At 48.4% G+C, this 19,342-nt stretch carries 15 protein-coding genes; 4 read left to right on the plus strand and 11 right to left on the minus strand.

All coding sequences use genetic code 11. The features are described from left to right. Nucleotides 1-55 precede the first annotated feature (55 nt). From ispH to murJ, 6 genes are all read right to left on the minus strand, one after another. Nucleotides 56-1,000, minus strand: a complete 945-nt coding sequence (ispH, locus tag D0Y50_RS13220) for a 4-hydroxy-3-methylbut-2-enyl diphosphate reductase (RefSeq protein ID WP_108566031.1) — start codon at nt 998-1,000, stop codon at nt 56-58. 11 nt (nt 1,001-1,011) lie between these two features. Then, complete coding sequence (gene fkpB / locus D0Y50_RS13225) at nt 1,012-1,461, minus strand: FKBP-type peptidyl-prolyl cis-trans isomerase (RefSeq protein ID WP_108566030.1); 450 nt, start codon at nt 1,459-1,461, stop codon at nt 1,012-1,014. 13 nt (nt 1,462-1,474) lie between these two features. Further along, the gene (lspA, locus tag D0Y50_RS13230; protein ID WP_108566029.1) at nt 1,475-1,996 is read right to left on the minus strand and encodes a signal peptidase II; all 522 of its coding nucleotides are present in this window, start codon (nt 1,994-1,996) and stop codon (nt 1,475-1,477) included. Then, nucleotides 1,989-4,814: an isoleucine--tRNA ligase gene (gene ileS, locus D0Y50_RS13235; protein WP_117318779.1), complete on the minus strand. Its 2,826-nt coding sequence runs from the start codon at nt 4,812-4,814 to the stop codon at nt 1,989-1,991. Before ileS ends, lspA begins: the two co-directional genes overlap by 8 nt. Before the next feature lie 73 nt (nt 4,815-4,887). After that, nucleotides 4,888-5,820: a bifunctional riboflavin kinase/FAD synthetase gene (gene ribF, locus D0Y50_RS13240; RefSeq protein ID WP_108566028.1), complete on the minus strand. Its 933-nt coding sequence runs from the start codon at nt 5,818-5,820 to the stop codon at nt 4,888-4,890. A gap of 91 nt (nt 5,821-5,911) precedes the next feature. Then, a complete protein-coding gene (gene murJ, locus D0Y50_RS13245) occupies nt 5,912-7,471 on the minus strand; it encodes a murein biosynthesis integral membrane protein MurJ (protein ID WP_117317351.1) in 1,560 nt (519 codons plus the stop codon). A 308-nt stretch (nt 7,472-7,779) separates the two neighbouring features. On the opposite strand from murJ, the gene rpsT reads away from it, so the two are divergent. The 3 genes from rpsT to D0Y50_RS13265 all read left to right on the plus strand — a co-directional run bounded on the left by rpsT (nt 7,780) and on the right by D0Y50_RS13265 (nt 11,571). Further along, a complete protein-coding gene (gene rpsT, locus D0Y50_RS13250) occupies nt 7,780-8,040 on the plus strand; it encodes a 30S ribosomal protein S20 (RefSeq protein ID WP_108566131.1) in 261 nt (86 codons plus the stop codon). A gap of 923 nt (nt 8,041-8,963) precedes the next feature. Beyond that, entirely contained in the window at nt 8,964-9,764 is an 801-nt protein-coding gene (locus tag D0Y50_RS13260; RefSeq protein WP_117317354.1) for a UDP-2,3-diacylglucosamine diphosphatase, read from the plus strand. An 88-nt stretch (nt 9,765-9,852) separates the two neighbouring features. Next, nucleotides 9,853-11,571, plus strand: coding sequence for a GNAT family N-acyltransferase (locus tag D0Y50_RS13265; RefSeq protein WP_108566023.1), 1,719 nt, complete (start codon nt 9,853-9,855; stop codon nt 11,569-11,571). 154 nt (nt 11,572-11,725) lie between these two features. On the opposite strand, the gene dapE is transcribed toward D0Y50_RS13265, so the two are convergent. Next, the gene (gene dapE, locus D0Y50_RS13270; protein ID WP_117317356.1) at nt 11,726-12,901 is read right to left on the minus strand and encodes a succinyl-diaminopimelate desuccinylase; all 1,176 of its coding nucleotides are present in this window, start codon (nt 12,899-12,901) and stop codon (nt 11,726-11,728) included. Nucleotides 12,902-13,127: 226 nt separating this feature from the next. Further along, nucleotides 13,128-13,394: a hypothetical protein gene (locus tag D0Y50_RS13275; protein ID WP_133175102.1), complete on the minus strand. Its 267-nt coding sequence runs from the start codon at nt 13,392-13,394 to the stop codon at nt 13,128-13,130. 360 nt (nt 13,395-13,754) lie between these two features. Between D0Y50_RS13275 and D0Y50_RS19555 the strand changes: the two genes are divergently transcribed. Next, nucleotides 13,755-13,925, plus strand: a complete 171-nt coding sequence (locus D0Y50_RS19555; RefSeq protein WP_170145509.1) for a hypothetical protein — start codon at nt 13,755-13,757, stop codon at nt 13,923-13,925. Between the two features lie 94 nt (nt 13,926-14,019). On the opposite strand, the gene D0Y50_RS13280 is transcribed toward D0Y50_RS19555, so the two are convergent. The 3 genes from D0Y50_RS13280 to lon all read right to left on the minus strand — a co-directional run bounded on the left by D0Y50_RS13280 (nt 14,020) and on the right by lon (nt 19,193). Then, nucleotides 14,020-15,909, minus strand: a complete 1,890-nt coding sequence (locus tag D0Y50_RS13280; RefSeq protein WP_117317359.1) for a SurA N-terminal domain-containing protein — start codon at nt 15,907-15,909, stop codon at nt 14,020-14,022. A gap of 335 nt (nt 15,910-16,244) precedes the next feature. Further along, nucleotides 16,245-16,517 carry a nucleoid-associated protein HU-beta gene (gene hupB / locus D0Y50_RS13285; protein ID WP_018983015.1) on the minus strand — a complete coding sequence of 91 codons (273 nt, stop codon included), beginning with the start codon at nt 16,515-16,517 and terminating at the stop codon, nt 16,245-16,247. 321 nt (nt 16,518-16,838) lie between these two features. Next, the gene (gene lon / locus D0Y50_RS13290) at nt 16,839-19,193 is read right to left on the minus strand and encodes an endopeptidase La (RefSeq protein WP_108566019.1); all 2,355 of its coding nucleotides are present in this window, start codon (nt 19,191-19,193) and stop codon (nt 16,839-16,841) included. Between the last annotated feature and the right edge of the window lie 149 nt (nt 19,194-19,342).

A 19,342-nucleotide genomic window follows, 5' to 3' on the forward strand; every position in this document is an offset into this window, starting at 1 on the left:
AAAGTTAAGTATTGGCACAAAGCGTAGCGTATTGAAATTAATTCGCGAGGGGAATTTAGCTAACTTGCTTTACCCGCAACTCTTTGGGCACGGCAAATTCTACGTTTTCTTCGCGGCCGGAACGTTCCGAAGCGGTTACTGCGCCCCACTCCATTAAGCGTTCAATAACCCCTTTTACCAGTACTTCGGGCGCTGATGCCCCCGCCGTTACACCAATGTGTTCCACACCTTCAAGCCACTCTTGCTGAATACATTGAGCATCTGCAATCAAGTAAGCCCGGGCACCTACCTTTTCTGCCAGTTCGCGTAAACGATTAGAGTTAGAACTATTCTGCGCGCCTACCACTAACAGTACTTCACAGTCACTGGCCAAGTCGCGCACCGCATCCTGTCGATTTTGTGTGGCGTAGCAAATGTCATCTTTGCGGGGCCCTTGAATGGCCGGAAAGCGCGCCCGCAATGCATCAATGACATCGGCAGTATCGTCTACCGACAGTGTGGTTTGACTGCAGTAGTACAGATGCTGGGTGTCTTTCACCGTCAGGCGGGCAACATCGGCACTCGACTCAACCAGGTAAATGCCGCCCTGTGGGTTATTGTACTGGCCCATCGTACCTTCTACTTCCGGGTGTCCCGCGTGCCCGATAAGAATACACTCGGTACCGGTTTTACTGGCTCGGGTAACTTCCATATGGACTTTGGTAACCAACGGACAGGTGGCATCAAATACCTTCAGGCCACGCTCATCGGCTTTAGTACGCACTGCTTTGGATACGCCATGGGCCGAAAAAATAACAATACTATCGTCAGGCACTTCGGTTAGTTCATCCACGAATACCGCACCGCGCTCGCGCAGGCCATCCACCACAAATTTGTTATGCACCACCTCATGACGAACATAAATAGGCGGCTTGAACATTTCCAAGGCCCGCTCGACAATAGTAATTGCCCGGTCAACGCCGGCACAAAAGCCGCGTGGATTGGCTAAATGAATTTGCATGCGAAGCTCCTTTAAGCCGACGGCTTGCTTACCGATAAAATTTCGACATCAAAAATGACCGTCTGGCCGGCGAGAGGATGATTAAAATCAACGGTAACAGAGTCGCCTGCGACACTGCGAATAATACCGGGAATTTCCCGTCCATCGGGCTGGCCGAAGCCCATAATCATACCTTCAGAGATTGCCATATCAGAGGAAAACCGGGTGCGGTCCATATGGTGAATATTATCCGGGTTCGGCTGCCCGAATGCATCTTCTGGCGCCAGCGTGAACGATTTTTTATCGCCTTCAGCCAGCCCCAGTAAACACGCTTCAAAATTCGGTGTCAGGCTACCATCCCCCATAACCAGTTTCGCCGGCTTTTTATTTACCCGGGTGCTATCGGCTGCTGAGCCGTCTTCCAGTTTCAGGTCAAAATGCATCAGCACTTCGCTGTTCGCATCAATTACCGTATCAGACATGTCGCCCCCTTGTTTAAGACTGCTTTGGCGAAGAGTTTGATTTGTCGTCAGCCGGCTTATCGGCCGACAACATATCAATAATTAATAATGCCGCGCCGATAAAAATCGCGCTGTCGGCAAGGTTAAAGGCTGGCCAGTGCCACTGCCCAACATAAAAGTCGAGAAAGTCGATAACATAGCCATGCACTAAACGATCGTACACATTTCCTAACGCGCCACCTAATACCAGGCAAAAGGCCACAGGTAACATAACCTGGTGCCGTGGCGTGTTGCGCAACCACCATAATATCAGCACGCTGACCACCGCAGCAATGCCGGTAAAGAACCAGCGTTGCCAGCCATCGGCGTCATGTAAAAAGCTAAATGCCGCACCATAATTGTGTACATAGGTCACATTAAAGAACGGCATTACCTCAATTGACTGATACAGACGCATAGCGCCCAGCACTGTATATTTTGTCCACTGGTCCAGTACAAATACCACTACACTGAGCCATAAAAACCGTAACCCGGTGGTGCGCAACAAATTAAGCATACTGGCGCGTTTCCCCGTCACCTTCAACGTTCGTTACGCAGCGCTGGCATAACTGCGGGTGCGCTGAGTCAGCTCCCACATCCGGACGGTGATGCCAACACCGGGCGCATTTTTCACTATCGCTTTTTATAACTTCGATAGATAGCCCTGCCACTTCACTGGCCGTCGCGCTGGCAGGCGCTTCACTGAGATCATGCAAAACGACTTTAGAGGTGATTAGTACAAAGCGTAGTTCATCATCAAGCTGGCTGAGTAACTGGTGCACTGCCGTATCGGTATATAAATGAATTTCAGCTTCTAACGATCCGCCTAACTTGCCATCTTTACGGGCTTGTTCCATTGCCTGGTTAACAGCATCTTTAACCTGCATGATTTGCTGCCAGTATGCATCGTTCATCGCGCCCTCACCGGCGAAAGCGCTCAGGCCCTCGTACCAGGTTTGGGTAAAGACAAACTCTTCTCGCTGGCCTGGTAAGGTTTCCCACAGTTCCTGGGCGGTGAAACTGGTAATGGGCGCCATCCAACGAACCAGGGCTTCAACAATATGATACAACGCGGTTTGACAGGAACGACGAGCATTGCTGTCGGCTTTCGCGGTGTATTGACGGTCTTTAATAATATCCAGGTAAAAACTGCCTAACTCAATAGAGCAGAAGTGCATCAGCTTTTGGCTTACCACCAATAGATCGTATTTATTGTAAGCCTCAATCAATTCTGCCTGCAGGGCATGGGTACGGCTGACAATCCAACGGTCTAACGCCACCATATCTTGCGGGGCCACAGTGTGGCTGGCAGGATCAAACCCATTCAGGTTCGCCAGCAGGAAGCGCGCAGTATTACGTAACCGACGATAGCCATCGGCAGCGCGTTTTAAAATTTCGTCCGATACCGCAATTTCTCCGCGATAATCGGTAGAAGCCACCCATAACCGTAAGATGTCCGCACCCAGTTTATTCGTCACTTCCTGCGGCGCAACCACATTACCAATGGACTTAGACATTTTGCGGCCGTGAGCATCTACGGTAAAACCATGGGTAAGCACTTGCTTATAGGGTGCATGGTTATGCATCGCGGTAGAGGTCATCAGCGAGGACATAAACCAACCACGATGCTGGTCTGACCCTTCCAAATATAAATCTGCACTGGCTGGAATATCGTCACGGCGGTCTACCACAAAATAATGGGTAACCCCCGAATCAAACCACACATCCAGGGTATCCGTGACCTTATCATACTGGTCGACATCATCACCCAGTAAGTCAGCATCGTTAAGATCCCACCATGCCTGAATGCCTTTCTGTTCAACCTGCAAAGCCACTTGTTCCATCAACGCGTGGCTTTGTGGATGAAGATCACCGGTTGTTTTGTGCACGTACAGCGGAATAGGTACACCCCAGGTACGCTGACGGGAAATACACCAATCAGGGCGCCCCTCCACCATTTTCTGTATACGGTTTTCGCCCCATTCCGGAATCCATTGGGTTTGCTTGATTTGGGCTAATGACGCGTCGCGCAAACCGTGTTTGTCCATACTGATGAACCACTGCGGAGTGGCCCGAAAGATAATAGGTGTTTTATGGCGCCAGCAATGTGGGTAGCTGTGCTCGTACTTCACGCTTAACACCAGATTGCCGCGGGCTTCCACTGTCTCAATAATTGCTTCGTTGGCTTTAAACACAAACTGGTTAGCAAAAAGTGGCGTGTTGCCTAAGAACACCCCATTACTGCCTACTGGATTGTATACTTCAATGCCGTATTGTTTACCGACATTAAAGTCATCCACCCCATGGGCAGGCGCGGTATGCACACAGCCGGTACCGGAGTCCGTTGTTACATGCAGGCCCAAAATCAATGGTACGGTCAGATCTTCAATAAACGGGTGATGAACCTGCGCGTTTTCCAGCGCTTCACCGATACAGGTTGCTTTTTCCTGGTAGTTCTCAATGCCATAACGCTGCATACAGCTGGCCAGCAAGTCGTGCGCCACTACCAACCATTCGCCGGTATCAGTCACTTCAACCAAAGAATACGTCAATTCAGGATGTAAGGTGATCGCCCGGTTAGCCGGCAGGGTCCACGGCGTGGTAGTCCAGATAACCACACCCGCATTATGGGCGGTCAAATCATCGCTGGTTACGCCAAAGGCCTCGGCAATATGCGCTAAATCGGCTACCGGAAATTTCACATCAATGGCCGGTGAAATCTTATCTTTGTATTCCACTTCTGCTTCGGCCAGTGCAGAACCACAGTCGGTGCACCAGTGTACCGGCTTAAAACCTTTTTCCAGATGACCTGAATCTACCACTTTGCTCAAGGCGCGGATAATGTCGGCCTCTGAGGTGAATTCCATCGTTTTATACGGATTGTCCCACTCGCCGAAAATGCCTAGCCGGATAAAGTCGGCTTTTTGCCCGTCAATTTGTTTTTCGGCGTACTGGCGACATTTGTCGCGAAACTCCGCAGCGGATACTTTTTTGCCCGGTTTGCCAACTTTCTTCTCTACCATAAGCTCTATCGGTAAGCCGTGGCAGTCCCAACCAGGAACATAGGGGGCGTCAAAATCTGACAGCGTTTTTGACTTAACAATAATGTCTTTGAGGATCTTATTTACCGCATGCCCAATGTGTATGTCGCCATTAGCATAAGGGGGGCCATCGTGCAGCACAAACGGTGTTTTGCCTGCTTTAGCTTCGCGAATTTTTTTGTAAATACTCTTTTCCTGCCAGGCTTTGAGCATTTTGGGTTCGCGCTGCGCAAGGTTTCCGCGCATCGGAAACGGTGTTTCCGGGAGGTTTAATGTGGCCTTATAATCACTCATAAACTTGTTTTTTCCATCCACCTGAATAGTACGCTTAACGGGCATACCGGAAGTTTTACTGTCAAATGACAGCTTACGAATCAGTCTTTTTAAAATAGTGCCGCGCCTGTATGGCATCGGCCTGAATTTGGTTTTTGAGCGCCTCGAAAGAATCGAATTTGTGCTCGTCCCGAAGCTTCGTTCGGGGAATAACATCAATGGTTTGACCGTACAGATCGCCTGTGAAGTCAAAAATATGTACTTCTAACTGGGTGCGCTGGCCGTTTAATGTAGGCCGCTTCCCTACATTCGCTACACCGGTGTAATACTGCTCTGCTATTTTCACGGTAACGGCGAACACACCGCGCAAGGGCGTACGAAACCGTTTTAACAGGACGTTGGCCGTAGGAAAACCAATGGTCCGGCCTTTCTTTTCGCCGTGTACTACCCTGCCCTGAATACTGTAAGGGCGGCCCAGCATTGATGCGGTTCTGGCAAAATCCCCTTGTTCCAGGGCGTGGCGTACCGCGGTAGAGCTAATCCGGCAATCATCCACCCGAAAGCTTTGGGTACTGACCACTTCAAAACCGTATTTCTGGCCGGCCTGTTGCAACATTTCAAAGTCGCCTTCGCGGCCTTGTCCGAAGCGGAAATCGTCACCTACCACCAAGAAGCGTACGCCCAACTTATCGACCAGCAAATCATGAATAAAGGTGTCTGCTCGCTGCCTGGCAAAGGCCTGATTGAACCGGACGCATAGCAGGCGGTCTACTCCGGCCGCTTTCAATAAGCGGTACTTTTCAGATAACGTACTAAGACGGGCTGGTGCCGTAGCAGGGGCGAATACTTCTTCAGGTTGCGGCTCAAATACCATTACCGTAGCGGGCAACCCAAGTTGTTCAGCGCGCTTTAGAACGTTGGCCAGTACTGCCTTATGGCCATTATGGACCCCATCAAACTTACCAATAGTCAGCACACACCCCTGGTGCCGGGGACGCAGGTTATGCAACCCTCTGATTAATTCCACAACTCGCCTGTACCTTCACTAGCCATTCATTAAACACAAAAGTCGCGATTATAAACGACCCAACACGTAATACCAATCGTTGTTCCGCCCTTTAACCACCAGATGCTTTAAAATGCGACGGTCTTGTACCTAACACCAGCAGTACGGCGACAAAAACACCCACAGCTGCGCCGATGGTTTTGCTGACATGAAGAATCTGTTCACTCAATGACAACAAATAAAAAGCATTGTGTAAGTCAAAATAATGAATTACCCCCGCCATAGCAATACACGCAATAGCGACCCGCAATAAAAATAACAGGGTTAGCCTGGACAACCGGTACACCCCTACCTGATGCAATTTGCCATACAGCAAGCCAGCATTTAGTGCTGCCGATAAACTCGTGGCTATAGCCAGCCCAACATAACCATAAGGCACTGCAAAAATCAGGTTAAACACCATGTTTGAGATCATGCAATAAATCCCAAATTTCACTGGCGTTTTGGTGTCTTGCCGGGAATAAAAGCCGGGCGCCAGCACCTTCACCAGCATAAAGAACCACAAACCAAAGGCATAGGCGGTTAATGAATAAGAGGCCATTCTGGCGGTGTCCGCGGTAAACGCCCCGCGTTGGAAAATAACGGTTAAAATGGGCTCTGCCATCAATGCCAGGCCGACGGCTGCAGGCAAGCCTAATGCTGAAACCATGCGCACAGACCAGTCCATATTCCCAGCAAAGGCTTGCGGATTTTTAGCCACATGATTACGCGATAATGTAGGCAAAATAACGGTGGCAATAGCAATCCCAAACAGCCCCAGGGGAAATTCCAGCAGGCGATCTGAGTAATACAGCCAGCTAATAGAGCCCGTCATTAAGAAACTGGCAATAAAGGTATCGAACAATAAGTTAAGCTGCCCGACTGACACCCCAAATAAGGCCGGGATCATCAGCTTGCGCACTTTTACTACGTGCGGGTCGTGCCAGCCCCATTGCGGCTTAACCAGTAACCCGGCGCGGTATAAAAACGGTAACTGAAATGCCAGTTGTACAATACCGCCAACGAACACCCCCCAGGCCAGCGCAAAGGCTGGTTGTGCCATTTGTGGCGCCGCATATACCGCAAAACCTATAATACATACGTTAAGCAACACCGGGGTAAATGCCGCTACGGCGAATTTATTTAAGGTATTCAGAATAGCGCCCGACAAACCGGTAAGTGAGATAAACGCCAAATAAGGAAAGGTTATTTTTAGCATGGCTGAGGCCAGCGTAAACTTATCCCCGCCGGGCTCATTGTTTAGGTATTCAATAAACCAACCGGTGCCAAACAAGGCGGCTAATACCGGCGATGCAATCACCCCTACCAGCGATACCACAAACACAATTGCCCCCAGCGTGCCCGATACCTTGGCCACAAACGCTTTTAGGCGCGCTTTATCTTCATCATGATGCACTTCGGTAAGCACCGGGATAAATGCCTGAGCAAATGCGCCTTCAGCAAATAAGCGTCGTAAAAAGTTCGGTATTTTGTTGGCAAAGAAAAACACATCAGCGGCGGCGCCATCACCCATCAACCGGGCCACAACAACATCACGGGCCAATCCCAGTACACGGGAGATTAGCGTCATGACGCTTACAATAATTCCCGACTTCAATAATTTACCTGACACACGGCCTCAATATGTTTCAACGAGCAAAAAAGGGGTGACACTATAGCCGATTGGCTGCGGCGAAAAAATGGTTCACCGCGCATTGGCGGTAGCAAAACACAAAAATAACCGTTTTTTTCTGCTTTTTTTGTACAAACCGGCTTTTGTAGGATGAACTTTATTTTACGGGCTGCTATACTCCGCGCCCTAACTGGGTCGGACCCGGGTTTGTTAATTATTATTGTCATTAAAATAGTTTGACAATTAGTCGATTGATAGGCACAATCCGCACCCTCGTTTTTGACATGAATTTATTTGGGAGTTACACCTTGGCTAACATTAAGTCTGCTAAGAAACGTGCAATTCAAGCCGAAAAGCGTCGTCAGCATAATGCCAGCCGTCGCTCCATGACTCGTACAAGCATCAAGAAAGTTGTAGCGGCTATCGCTAATGGCGATAAAGAAGGTGCTCAAGCAGCACTAGCCTCTGCAACTCCTGTTCTTGACAGAATGGCTACCAAAGGTTTGATTCACAAAAATAAAGCTGCTCGCCATAAGAGCCGCCTTGCAGCGCAAATTAAAGCGCTATAAGGTTTCTATTGGTACAGTAGTTAAAAAAGCGCCCTCGGGCGCTTTTTTTGTATCTGCTCATCTAGCTGTACCGTCACTACTGTGCACAGGCTGGAGGGTTAGCATGAGCCCACCCGCTTAGCCGCTTTGACTTCCCCCCTTATATAAGCCCATAACTACAGCCCATAACCACGTTCGCCCCTCGTTTCGTCGCTACCCGATGGCGTAATGCGATTTATCGCTTCCTCAAACTTCTTTCTCAAGCTTCTCTTTTAAGCTTCTCTTTTAAGCTTCTCTTTTAAACTATTATGGGTGCCTGACAAGCTGGGGCTGGCTAAAACAGCGTAGTGCTCTGCCCATTAGCCGTTACAGCCGCAGTATGCTTATCGATAAGACCGATGTAGACGCGGGGCTTTGCCCTGCCCGTGTGGGCAACTACCGATGTGGTATTTTTTGTGCTGGGGCAAAGCGCGGCGTGTAAGCTGTTGGCGCGGTCAGGCATTTGCCGGTAGCGCCCAAGCTGACCACATAACCGATAATACGCAGATACTAGCCCACAATGCTGCTTTGTGATGCTTTACTCAGGCACTCACTTTATCCCGGTTTATCCACCCAAACTATCACCAGGGCAGCAATAGCCCCTGCTATTGCCTGTGTAGGTATAGCCTCGATACCCTGACGGTGTAATACGCGGGGCATAACCCGTTATAAAACCTGCGTGGTAACTGACGCTACCTGGCTCGATAGCCACCACACTAGCGTGTGTATAACCCCCGTAGCGGTCTTTATTGGCCGGTTTTAACCGCTTTACCTGTGGCTGCTGGCCTATGCCGGCCGTATAAAGGGCCACGCTGCATTGTCATCTATCCGTCAACCAAGCGTCACTAAGCTGTCAACTAACCTTTCTACTATGTCGTTCCAAAGTCGTTATTTTGGAAGCTGTGATGCAAAACACCCACTATAAAACCCTTTGGCTGTCTGATCTTCACCTTGGCAACCGAGACTGCAAAGCCGATTATCTCCTGCATTTTTTAAATAATGTTTCAGTCGATACGCTGTATCTGGTGGGCGATATTGTCGATATGTGGGAAATGTCCCGCCAGTTTCGCTGGCCGGCGTCCCACAATCAGGTATTGCACAAGATAATGGCAATGAGCCATCAGGGCATCCGGGTGGTGTATCTGCCCGGTAATCACGATGCCCCACTCCAGTCTTATTCGGGAATGGCATTTGGGGACATCGAGATCGAACGTGAAGTGGTGCATATCACCGCCCAGGGAAAACAATACCTGGTGCTCCATGGCGACCAATTCGATGCCAATGTCACATTGGGCCGATTACACGCCTGGATGGGCGACAAAGCCTACGACTTACTGCTGTTCTTAAACCGTTGGTACAACACCTTTCGAACGTGGCGGCGCCGGGAATACTGGTCGCTAGCCGGTTATATCAAACAGCATATAAAGGGCGCGAATGCCGCCATCGCACGTTACCGTCAGGCGTGCTGCAAACGCGCGGCGGATTTGGGCTTAGATGGGGTGATATGCGGTCATATCCATCACCCCGAAAGCGCTTATGAAAATGGTATCCACTACATAAACGATGGTGATTGGATAGAAAACTGCTCTGCATTGGCTGAAGATCAGCAAGGTAACCTTACCCTGATTCGTTATGTTGATCAGTTGGATAAAGCCACTTCGGTAGCCATTTTACGGCCTGACAGCCGTGACTCCCGTGCAGCCTGATAGCGCTACGGTGTAAACGAACTGACATCAAACTACGTCAAAAGCGTCACACTAACCTGCTAATGTGCGCAAAAACCAAGGGTTGCATATGTTTACAGTCAACGAAGTATTAAATAAACACTATCCTCAGGTGGCTAACCGCCCGTGGTTGCATAAGTCGGTCTCTTTTGTTCTGCGCCACCTGTTGCACGAGCGCGAAATTATTGAGTTCGGTGAAACCTATCCGCATTATGAAGATATCGACTTTGTCGAGCAGGTGCTGGAATACTTTAATATCAGCTATTCCACCCGGGACGTTGAAAAAGAGCGTATCCCCAGTGAAGGTCGTGTGGTTATTATTGCTAACCATCCCATAGGCTCGCTGGACGGCCTGGCACTGATTAAATTACTTAGCGAAGTACGCCGCGACGTTAAAGTTGTGGCCAACCAGATGTTAATGGCGATAGAGCCCCTGCACAGTATGTTGTTGCCGGTTAACAATATGCACGGGGGCACGCCCAAACAGCATTTATCGGCTTTGAGTAAACATTTGAACGACGAAGGGGCATTATTGATTTTTCCCGCGGGCGAGGTATCCCGGTTACGCCCTCAGGGGGTAAGAGACACACTTTGGCACAATGGTTTTTTGCGGATTGCCCGCCAAACAAAGTCGCCTGTACTGCCGGTGTATATCGACGCTAAGAATTCCCCGTTATTTTACAGTGTCTCCATGGTGTACAAACCCTTGGCCACTGCGCTGCTGGTAAAAGAAATGTTTAAACAAAAACGTAAGCATTTACCGATGCGTATTGGCGAGGTCATTCCCTATGAGTCTTATCAGGCATTAACTTTGTCGCTAAAAGACCAAGTCAGGTTGTTTAAACGCCACCTTTATCGGATTGGCAGCAATAAAAAAGGCGTACTGCCTACGCAGGCTTCGGTAGCGATGCCCGAAGACCGTAAAGAGCTGTGTCGGGCCATCAAGCACTGCGAGCATTTAGGCCAGACAGCAGATGGTAAGCATATTTATTTATACCAGCACAGTGGCTGTTCGCCGATAATGCGCGAAATCGGACGCTTACGGGAAATCGCCTTTCGCGCGGTGGGTGAAGGAACCAATGCTCGACGTGATATCGATCAGTACGATTCTCATTACTATCATCTGATTCTATGGGATGACGCTGATTTGGAGATTGTAGGGGCATATCGGTTCGGCGATGCGCAAACTCTGTCCCAGCCGGGTCACCCTACAGGTTTGTATTCGGCCACCTTGTTTAGTTACTCAGGCGATAACAGCCAGCTGTTTAACTATGGCCTGGAGTTGGGTCGAAGTTTTGTGCAGCCTCGTTATTGGGGCAAGCGAAGCCTGGATTATTTATGGTTTGGTATTGGCGCATTTTTGAGCCGCTACCCCAGATATCAATATTTGTTCGGGGCCGTGAGTATCAGTAATGGTTACCCCAAACCCGCCAAAGATTTATTGGTCGCCTTTTATCGGGCGAACTTTCCACAGCAGTTTGGCCAGGCCACGGCAAAACTGCCCTTCCGGCTTTCTGGTGATGTGGTGCCGCCATTTACCGGCAGTGACTATAAAAAAGAATTTACTGAACTCAAACATTTGCTGGCTAATATGGGGGTTAATGTCCCTACCCTGTATAAACAGTACACCGAAATTTGTGAACCAGGCGGCGTAGCGTTTCTGGACTTTAACATAGACCCGGACTTTGCTGATTGTATTGATGGGTTGGTAGTCGCTGATTTAAATACCCTTGTTCCCAAAAAGCGTAAACGGTATATGCCTGCTCCCATACTGGATAAAACCGCCTAATCTTACGCGCGATGTGTGCCCGGTGGCCGTCGGGCACACTGGTCAGCTATATTCAGCTGCCACCATGACGATTTGCATATAAACGCCCGTAGTGCAGAGCCGCACCCGCACCTCAAGATAATAACGCGGCGAGCTATACCCTCATGCTATACCGTCACGTGGCCTGTAGGGATAACTCTGTCAATATTGTGCAGTATATATCTTCCAGCGTAAGTAAATCTGATAGATGCACGTGCTCATCGACTTGATGAATTGACCGATTTGGAACCCCAAGCTCTACCACCTGCGTCTTATCGCTCGCTAAAAAGCGGCCATCCCAGGTGCCCCCGGCAGTACTGAGTATAGGATAACGTCCGGTCGCCTGATAAATGGCTTTTTCACATAGCTTAATCAGGCACCACTTGGTGCGAGCCTGACTGTGGTAGGCGTGACACGGGCGGCTCCAACTGAGGCGGACATCGGCATCTATGGGATAAATGTGCTGTTCTATCAGTGCCGCTACACTAGTGTGAGTATACGGGGGCGTGTAGCGGATATTAAACTCAATACGCGCTCCTGCCGGTAGCATATTATCGGTAAAGCAACCTGTATCAATATGCGTTATCTGCAAGCTGGTACCGGGTAAGTCCGCTGTACCGGGGTCCCATGGTATTCCCCGCAACGTCTGACAGATATCGGTGGCCACATGTATGGCATTTTTACTGTACTGTGGGTATGCCACATGGCCTTGTTGCCCGGTGATAACAAGCGTACCTGACAACGAGCCCCGCCGGCCTACTTTAAGCGTATCGCCGGTATAGTCGTTAGCTGTAGGTTCACCTACCAGACACATATCAAGAGAAATATTCTGCGCATCAAGATAGTGCTTAATCCATTTCGTGCCATCTTCCGCCTTGCCTTCTGCATCGCTGGTAATTAGCCACCAAAAGGTAAGCTTATCCGGGTGCATACCGGCTATAGCGCGTTGCGTAGCCGCCAGCATCGCCGCTATACCGGTTTTCATATCGGCCGCGCCACGACCATATAAAATATTATTTTTAATAGTGGCAGCAAAGGGCGGATGAGACCAAACCTGCGCGGGGCCAGGTGGCACAACATCAGTGTGGCCTGAAAAGGCAAAGTGACGCGCGCCATTGCCCCAGCGGGCTATCAGATTCGTCACCCCGTTGCGTGGTAACCATTGACAGCAAAACCCCAACTGTTCCAGGTGTTCGGCAATAAAAGACTGGCAACCTGCATCGCAAGGCGTTACTGAAGGTAAGGTTATTAACTGTTGAGCAAAATAAATGCTATTTATGTGTAACTGTTCGGTAACACTTGAGGCAACCATCACTATCTCCAATATGGATAGAATGGCGGTTAGTTAACCCCAGGAAGGTGACGGGCAGATAACAATTTTACGACAAGGGGATGACAGCTGTAATAACATTAAGCGAAGCACTAAACTGCATAAGGGGTCAGCGGCTGGCCTGCTCGAATATCCGTCCTAAGCCAGAAATCCCAGCTATGCCGGCGTTTTGCAAAGGGGCTAAGCGGCGCCTGTGTAATAGCAGTGATTAGATAGAGTTAAGGACGTCAACGATTTCGCGGGTTTGCTCGACCATACGTACCAGTTTGTTTTCAAGACGTAGTGCGACCAAGCCGTTAGAAGCATCACGATAGACGACTCTACCCTGTCTGAATAGCTCAACATCAAGTACCTCACCTTTGGCCAGCTGAGCCTGCCAGTTGGAGGGAAGTTCAGATTGCAACGCAATTTTATCGTCCATACCGTGTGGCATATAATGACCACGATCAGCTGCCTGAGCGGTGAAAGAAAGCATCGCTGAAAAAAACACTGCACAAAATACAAGATGGCGATAACACATGACTACACATTTCCGAAAAGGCTAATACTAATAGTGTAGTGAGAGCAATTCTCATTCCTTTTATTATACTAAAGGCTAAGTTAAAGACTACAGCTCTGTTTTAACTAGCTATTTTTTATTACATCGAAAAAGTAAAGCCATATTTATGGGTTAATTTCAAACATAGATGGGTTATTTGCGTGTAGATTGTACCCATATGGGAACACTTTTCAGGGTAGTGTAAGATTTACATTCGCGGCGCCATACGCGACTGGACGTTTAGTACAAAATTACGCATTATGCAGTTATCTGATAACCCTGACTAAAGTGATAACTGTGCTAAAAATTATTGTCCTCATTCCGCTTATTTTAAGTACGTTATGGTTTGCCTATTTACGGGTTAATGGCTTCTCCATGGCCCAAGGCAAGCAAGGTTTTGCCTATATATTGGTAGCCTCAGCCACTATTGCATTGTTCTATAGCCTGATGATGTTTCTAACGCATTAGCCAGGCTCACTGCGTTGCCTGAACCGACGCGTTGTAGCGAAGTACGCCCAATAAAAAACCCGGTATTAAACCGGGTTTTAAACAATACAGGGGCTTAGGGCAATAAGATTTCTACGTCAGCTTCATCCCGTAAGGCTTTAATGTAGCTTTGATACAAGCTTTGGCCATACGCCGCTCCCAAACGTTGACGAAGTGTTGCAGCCAACTCTTCATCCGGCGCCTGCGGACTGTGAATACGTTCAAGGGTGATGACACCAACATCGCCCGAGGCCAGGTTGGCCAAATCGGTTTGCTGCCCTTGTTGCTGTGACAAAGTAAACAGCGTATCAACCAGCGCCCGAGGCAAATCACCCGGCCCGCGGTTAACATCACTTGCCTGCTTCCAGCTTAACGACTGCGAAGCGAGCATCTCATCCACGCTCTCTCCTGCGGTTACCTTGGTTACCACTTCCTGGGCCCACTCTGCGGCGGCCTGCTGTGCTTTTTGCGCCTTAAGTTGCTCAGTGATACCTGCACTCACTTCTTCAAGCGGTTGCGTACGTTGCGGTTCATGGGCTTTAACGCGCATCACCATGACAGTATTATCATCCAATTCGATAACTTCACTGTTCATACGATCTTCAACTAACTCTGGCGAAAATGCAGTATTCAGTACCGTAGGATTAGTCATCGCTTCAGCAGGCTGATCCTGCGTGAATAAGCCGGTTTCCTGAATCGGTTGGTCTGCCACACCGGCCACGTCCTGTAATGACTCTGGCACTTCAAACGCCACTTCTTCCATCCGACTGCGAATGGCGTAGAACTCATCCATGGCCTTATCTTGTTGCAAGGCAGTACGGATTTCATCGCTTACTTCAGATAATGGTGTAACCTGCTCTGGTTTGATATCGGTAAGCTTGATAAGGTGAAAACCAAACTCTGTTTCTACCACATCCGATACCGTGCCCGGCTCTGCCAAAGAAAACGCGACTTCGTCAAACGCCGGATCCATCATATCGCGGTTAATAAATTCTAAGTCCCCACCATTTTCAGCTGAAAAGGTATCGTCTGAGTATTGTGCCGCTAATTCAGCAAAATCGGCCCCGTCATTAAGTTGCGATTTAATCTCTTCGGCTTCTTTGCGCGCGGCGTCTTTGTCCTCACCAAACTCTATGAGAATGTGAGCTACCCGACGTTCTTCTTCTTCCCGATAGGAGGCTTCATTCTCTTGATAATACGCAGCAATATCGTCCTCAGTAACATCGATATCACCTGATAAATCATCAACTGATAATGTTACATAGGCAATATTGACTTTTTCTTGCGTATCAAAGGCGGTGATATTGGCTTCGTAGTAATTTTTAATATCCTGCTCACTAACCTCAACAGTATCAGCATACTTATCCGCAGGGACTATAAAGTAACGTCCATCACGGGTTTGTGACTGTAGTTGCCACGCCCGCTCTACTTCGCCAGGCAATGCAAAAGAAGAGGCGCCCAGCGCTTGAGCTAATTGGCCCCGGGTAAGTTCGGTACGAAGATAATCGCGAAAATCAGCCGGTTGAAAACCACTTTGACGCAAAATAGCTAAATAACGGTCGTTATCAAACTGCCCTGCCGTTTGAAATTCCGTCATTTGCATAATGGTGTCACGAATTTGTTTATCGCCTACACGTAAGCCTAATTCTTCGGCCTGCTGCTCTATCAACATGTCATTGATTAGCTGGTCCAAAACGTTACGACGAAAGTCCTGTAGATAACCTTCGTTGGCAAACATTGCTGCCACACTTTCACCGTACTCGGATTCCATTCTGGCACGCTGGTTCTGATAAGCGCGCTCAAGGGTTGTCTGATCAATTTCTGTTCCGTTAACCGTTGCCACTGTAGTAGTGCCTGATGAATTCAGGTAGCTTCCTACACCGGCAAAGACGAAACTCAGTACCACCAGGCCGATGATGATCATGGCCCAAGGGCCCTGAGAACCTTCTCTGATTCTTTCTAGCATGATTCTTCTTTCAACTCCGTTGCTTACTTCTTAATCCCGCCAATAATGTCCGCACGTGCTGTGCATTTATGACATTAGCCGGCCGGTTCACTGGCACAAAATTAGGCAGGATTATAACGCGATTGCCGCCCTAAACGCGATGGTTTTATGGGCCTTTAGATACTGGTGGCAGTACCAAGCGATACTGGCTAAATATGTGGCGAGTGAGAGACATTCATTCCTGCTTTACCCGCTACCCTGGCGCAAGACAGGGAGGCACTGCATTGAATACTATTTTTCCTGCACATATAAAAAAGGCGATGGGGTTGCCATCGCCTTTTTATAAAACTTTATTCTTAGTTGCACGCGTCTTTCAGAGCTTTACCCGCTTTGAAAGATGGAACTTTTGCTGCTGCAATCTGAATAGTCTCACCAGTCTGAGGGTTACGGCCGCTGCGAGCAGAGCGCTCACGAACTGCGAAAGTACCAAAACCTACCAGTGCCACTTGGTCACCGTCTTTAAGCGCTGCTGTAACTGCATCAGTGAATGCGTCAAGAGCTCGGCCTGCAGCCGCTTTAGAGATGTCCGCACCAGCAGCGATTTGGTCGATGAGTTGAGACTTGTTCACAATTATGATCCCCTTCGTTTGTTATTATACTGTTTGTCCGAAACAATTATCGAATTAGTGACGGAACGTTATAACAAGCTTAATTAGTAACATCAAGCTATCTGTTACAAAATAGTTAAGAATTAATGAATCGCTGCAATCCCTTTATGGACAAGGCTTCAAGCGAGTACTCAGTAAAGGTAACACAACTTATGCGACTTGAAAGCCCTATTTTTAAAAAAAGTGAGCAATTCCGGCCCTTAGTGGTCGTTTTTTAAGCTATTTTGACAAAAAAAAGGCTGCGTCCCTTGTATGACAAGCGTTGCAGCCTTTCGTTACCGGTTATTTTGCGTTCACTACCTCAAACGATTCAACCGGTTCTTGTAGTGCGATATCAAGTACATCATCAATCCATTTCACCGGATGGATAGATATAGCCTCTTTGACATTATCGGGTATCTCTTCCAAGTCGCGTTCGTTCTCTTTTGGAATAATCACCGTTTTTATGCCACCACGATGTGCTGCCAGTAACTTTTCTTTCAGGCCACCGATAGCCAGTACCTCACCGCGCAAGGTGATTTCACCGGTCATCGCGACATCACAGCGAACCGGGTTGCCGGTCAGTGACGACACCAAAGCAGTACACATTGCAATACCGGCACTGGGACCATCTTTAGGCGTCGCGCCTTCTGGTACGTGAACATGGATGTCACGTTTTTCGTAGAAGTCATTATTAATACGCAGCTTTTCCGCGCGACTTCTCACCACCGTCATAGCAGCCTTAATAGATTCCTGCATAACATCGCCCAGCGAGCCGGTAGTGGTCATTTTGCCCTTACCCGGAACGGTGCTGGTTTCGATGGTTAGCAGGTCGCCCCCTACCTGGGTCCACGCTAAACCGGTGACCTGGCCAATTTGATTATCGTTGTCCGCCTTGCCGTAGTCATGGCGCTGTACACCCAAATAGTCTTTGAGGTTATCTTGAGTAACCACCACTTTCTCTTTACTGTTAGACAGTAAAATATCTTTCACCGCCTTGCGGCAAATCTTAGAGATTTCGCGCTCCAGATTCCGCACGCCGGCTTCGCGGGTGTAGTAACGGATAATCCCAATAATCGCCGAGTCGGTGATTTCCAGTTCATCTTTTTTCAGGCCATTACGTTCTATTTGCTTAGATAGTAAATGACGCATAGCGATATTGAGCTTTTCATCTTCGGTATACCCGGACAGACGAATTACTTCCATTCTATCCAGTAATGGACCTGGAATATTCATGCTGTTAGAGGTAGCGACAAACATCACATCTGATAAGTCGTAATCGACTTCAAGATAGTGGTCACTGAACCGGTTATTCTGCTCCGGATCCAATACTTCTAACAGCGCCGACGCAGGGTCTCCACGCATATCTGCCGACATTTTATCAATCTCGTCGAGCAGAAACAGCGGGTTTTTCACGCCAACTTTGGTCATATTCTGAATCAGTTTGCCCGGCAACGATCCGATATAAGTACGGCGATGGCCTCGGATTTCCGCCTCATCCCGTACGCCACCAAGTGCCATACGAACGTATTTACGCCCGGTAGCTTTAGCAATGGATTGCCCCAGTGAAGTCTTACCTACCCCAGGCGGACCAACCAAACAAAGAATCGGGCCTTTAAGTTTTTTAACCCGTTGCTGAACCGCTAAGTATTCAACAATCCGCTCTTTTACCTTTTCAAGGCCATAATGGTCGGCATCAAGTACTGTTTCGGCTTTGCCCAGGTCTTTTTTAACCGGGCTGCGTTTTTGCCAAGGCACCCCTGTCAGCCAATCAATATAGCTACGAACCACTGTCGCTTCGGCCGACATAGGAGACATCATCTTAAGCTTTTGCAGTTCAGCGCGAGCCTTATCTTCAGCCTCTTTTGGCATCTTCGCATCAGCAATTTTCTTGCTCAGCGCTTCAAATTCGTCCGGGGCATCGTCCATCTCCCCTAACTCTTTTTGAATCGCTTTCATCTGTTCATTCAGATAATACTCGCGCTGACTTTTTTCCATTTGCTTTTTCACACGGGTACGAATTTTCTTTTCGACCTGAAGCAAATCAATCTCACCTTCCATCAGTGCCATCAGGTATTCAAGGCGCTCATTAACGCCTTTCATTTCCAGCACTTTCTGTTTTTCAGTGAGTTTCAGCGGCATATGCGCGGCCATGGTATCAGCCAGACGCGCAGCATCATCTATCCCGTTTAATGACGTTAACACTTCCGGGGGAATCTTTTTGTTCAGCTTAACGTAACCTTCAAACTGCGATACCGCTGAACGAATCAATACTTCCTGTTCGTTTTCTGCAATATCAACATCGGCAATTTTATCGATGTTTGCGCAATAAAAAGGTTCGGACTGGGTATAGTCATTTATTTCGCCGCGTACATTACCTTCCACCAATACCTTAACGGTACCGTCAGGCAATTTAAGCAACTGCAAAATAGTGGCAATAGTGCCAACGCTGTATATGTCATCCGTTTCAGGTTCATCGACGCTGGCATCTTTTTGGGCTACCAAAAAAATCTGCTTATCATTTTCCATCGCTGCTTCCAGGCAACGAATCGATTTTTCACGGCCGACAAACAAAGGTATGACCATATGGGGGTATACCACCACATCCCGCAATGCTAATACGGGAATTTCTATGCGATTTTCACGCTCTGTTGTCATACTTGCACTCTATTGTTTACTGATGTCGTTTGATATGGGGATAATTGGGCAAAGTTCAAATAGTTAGTCTGCCCGTCGGGTTAAATAAAGCTAATGTTCAATCCAAATCTAGCCTTAACGCCAACTCCATTACACCTTAACCATCAGCT

Origin of the sequence: Salinimonas sediminis, from assembly GCF_003429285.1 — a bacterium.
Taxonomy (GTDB): Bacteria; Pseudomonadota; Gammaproteobacteria; order Enterobacterales; family Alteromonadaceae; genus Alteromonas; species Alteromonas indica.

What these genes read in the sequence shown, in the direction of transcription:
- ileS (WP_117318779.1), bottom strand. Translation starts at nt 4,814, where the DNA reads ATGAGTGATTATAAGGCCACATTAAACCTCCCGGAAACACCGTTTCCG.
- D0Y50_RS13280 (WP_117317359.1), bottom strand. Translation starts at nt 15,909, where the DNA reads ATGCTAGAAAGAATCAGAGAAGGTTCTCAGGGCCCTTGGGCCATGATC.
- fkpB (WP_108566030.1), bottom strand. Translation starts at nt 1,461, where the DNA reads ATGTCTGATACGGTAATTGATGCGAACAGCGAAGTGCTGATGCATTTT.
- lon (WP_108566019.1), bottom strand. Translation starts at nt 19,193, where the DNA reads ATGACAACAGAGCGTGAAAATCGCATAGAAATTCCCGTATTAGCATTG.
- D0Y50_RS13260 (WP_117317354.1), top strand. Translation starts at nt 8,964, where the DNA reads ATGCAAAACACCCACTATAAAACCCTTTGGCTGTCTGATCTTCACCTT.
- D0Y50_RS13265 (WP_108566023.1), top strand. Translation starts at nt 9,853, where the DNA reads ATGTTTACAGTCAACGAAGTATTAAATAAACACTATCCTCAGGTGGCT.
- D0Y50_RS13275 (WP_133175102.1), bottom strand. Translation starts at nt 13,394, where the DNA reads ATGCTTTCTTTCACCGCTCAGGCAGCTGATCGTGGTCATTATATGCCA.
- lspA (WP_108566029.1), bottom strand. Translation starts at nt 1,996, where the DNA reads ATGCTTAATTTGTTGCGCACCACCGGGTTACGGTTTTTATGGCTCAGT.
- dapE (WP_117317356.1), bottom strand. Translation starts at nt 12,901, where the DNA reads ATGGTTGCCTCAAGTGTTACCGAACAGTTACACATAAATAGCATTTAT.
- ispH (WP_108566031.1), bottom strand. Translation starts at nt 1,000, where the DNA reads ATGCAAATTCATTTAGCCAATCCACGCGGCTTTTGTGCCGGCGTTGAC.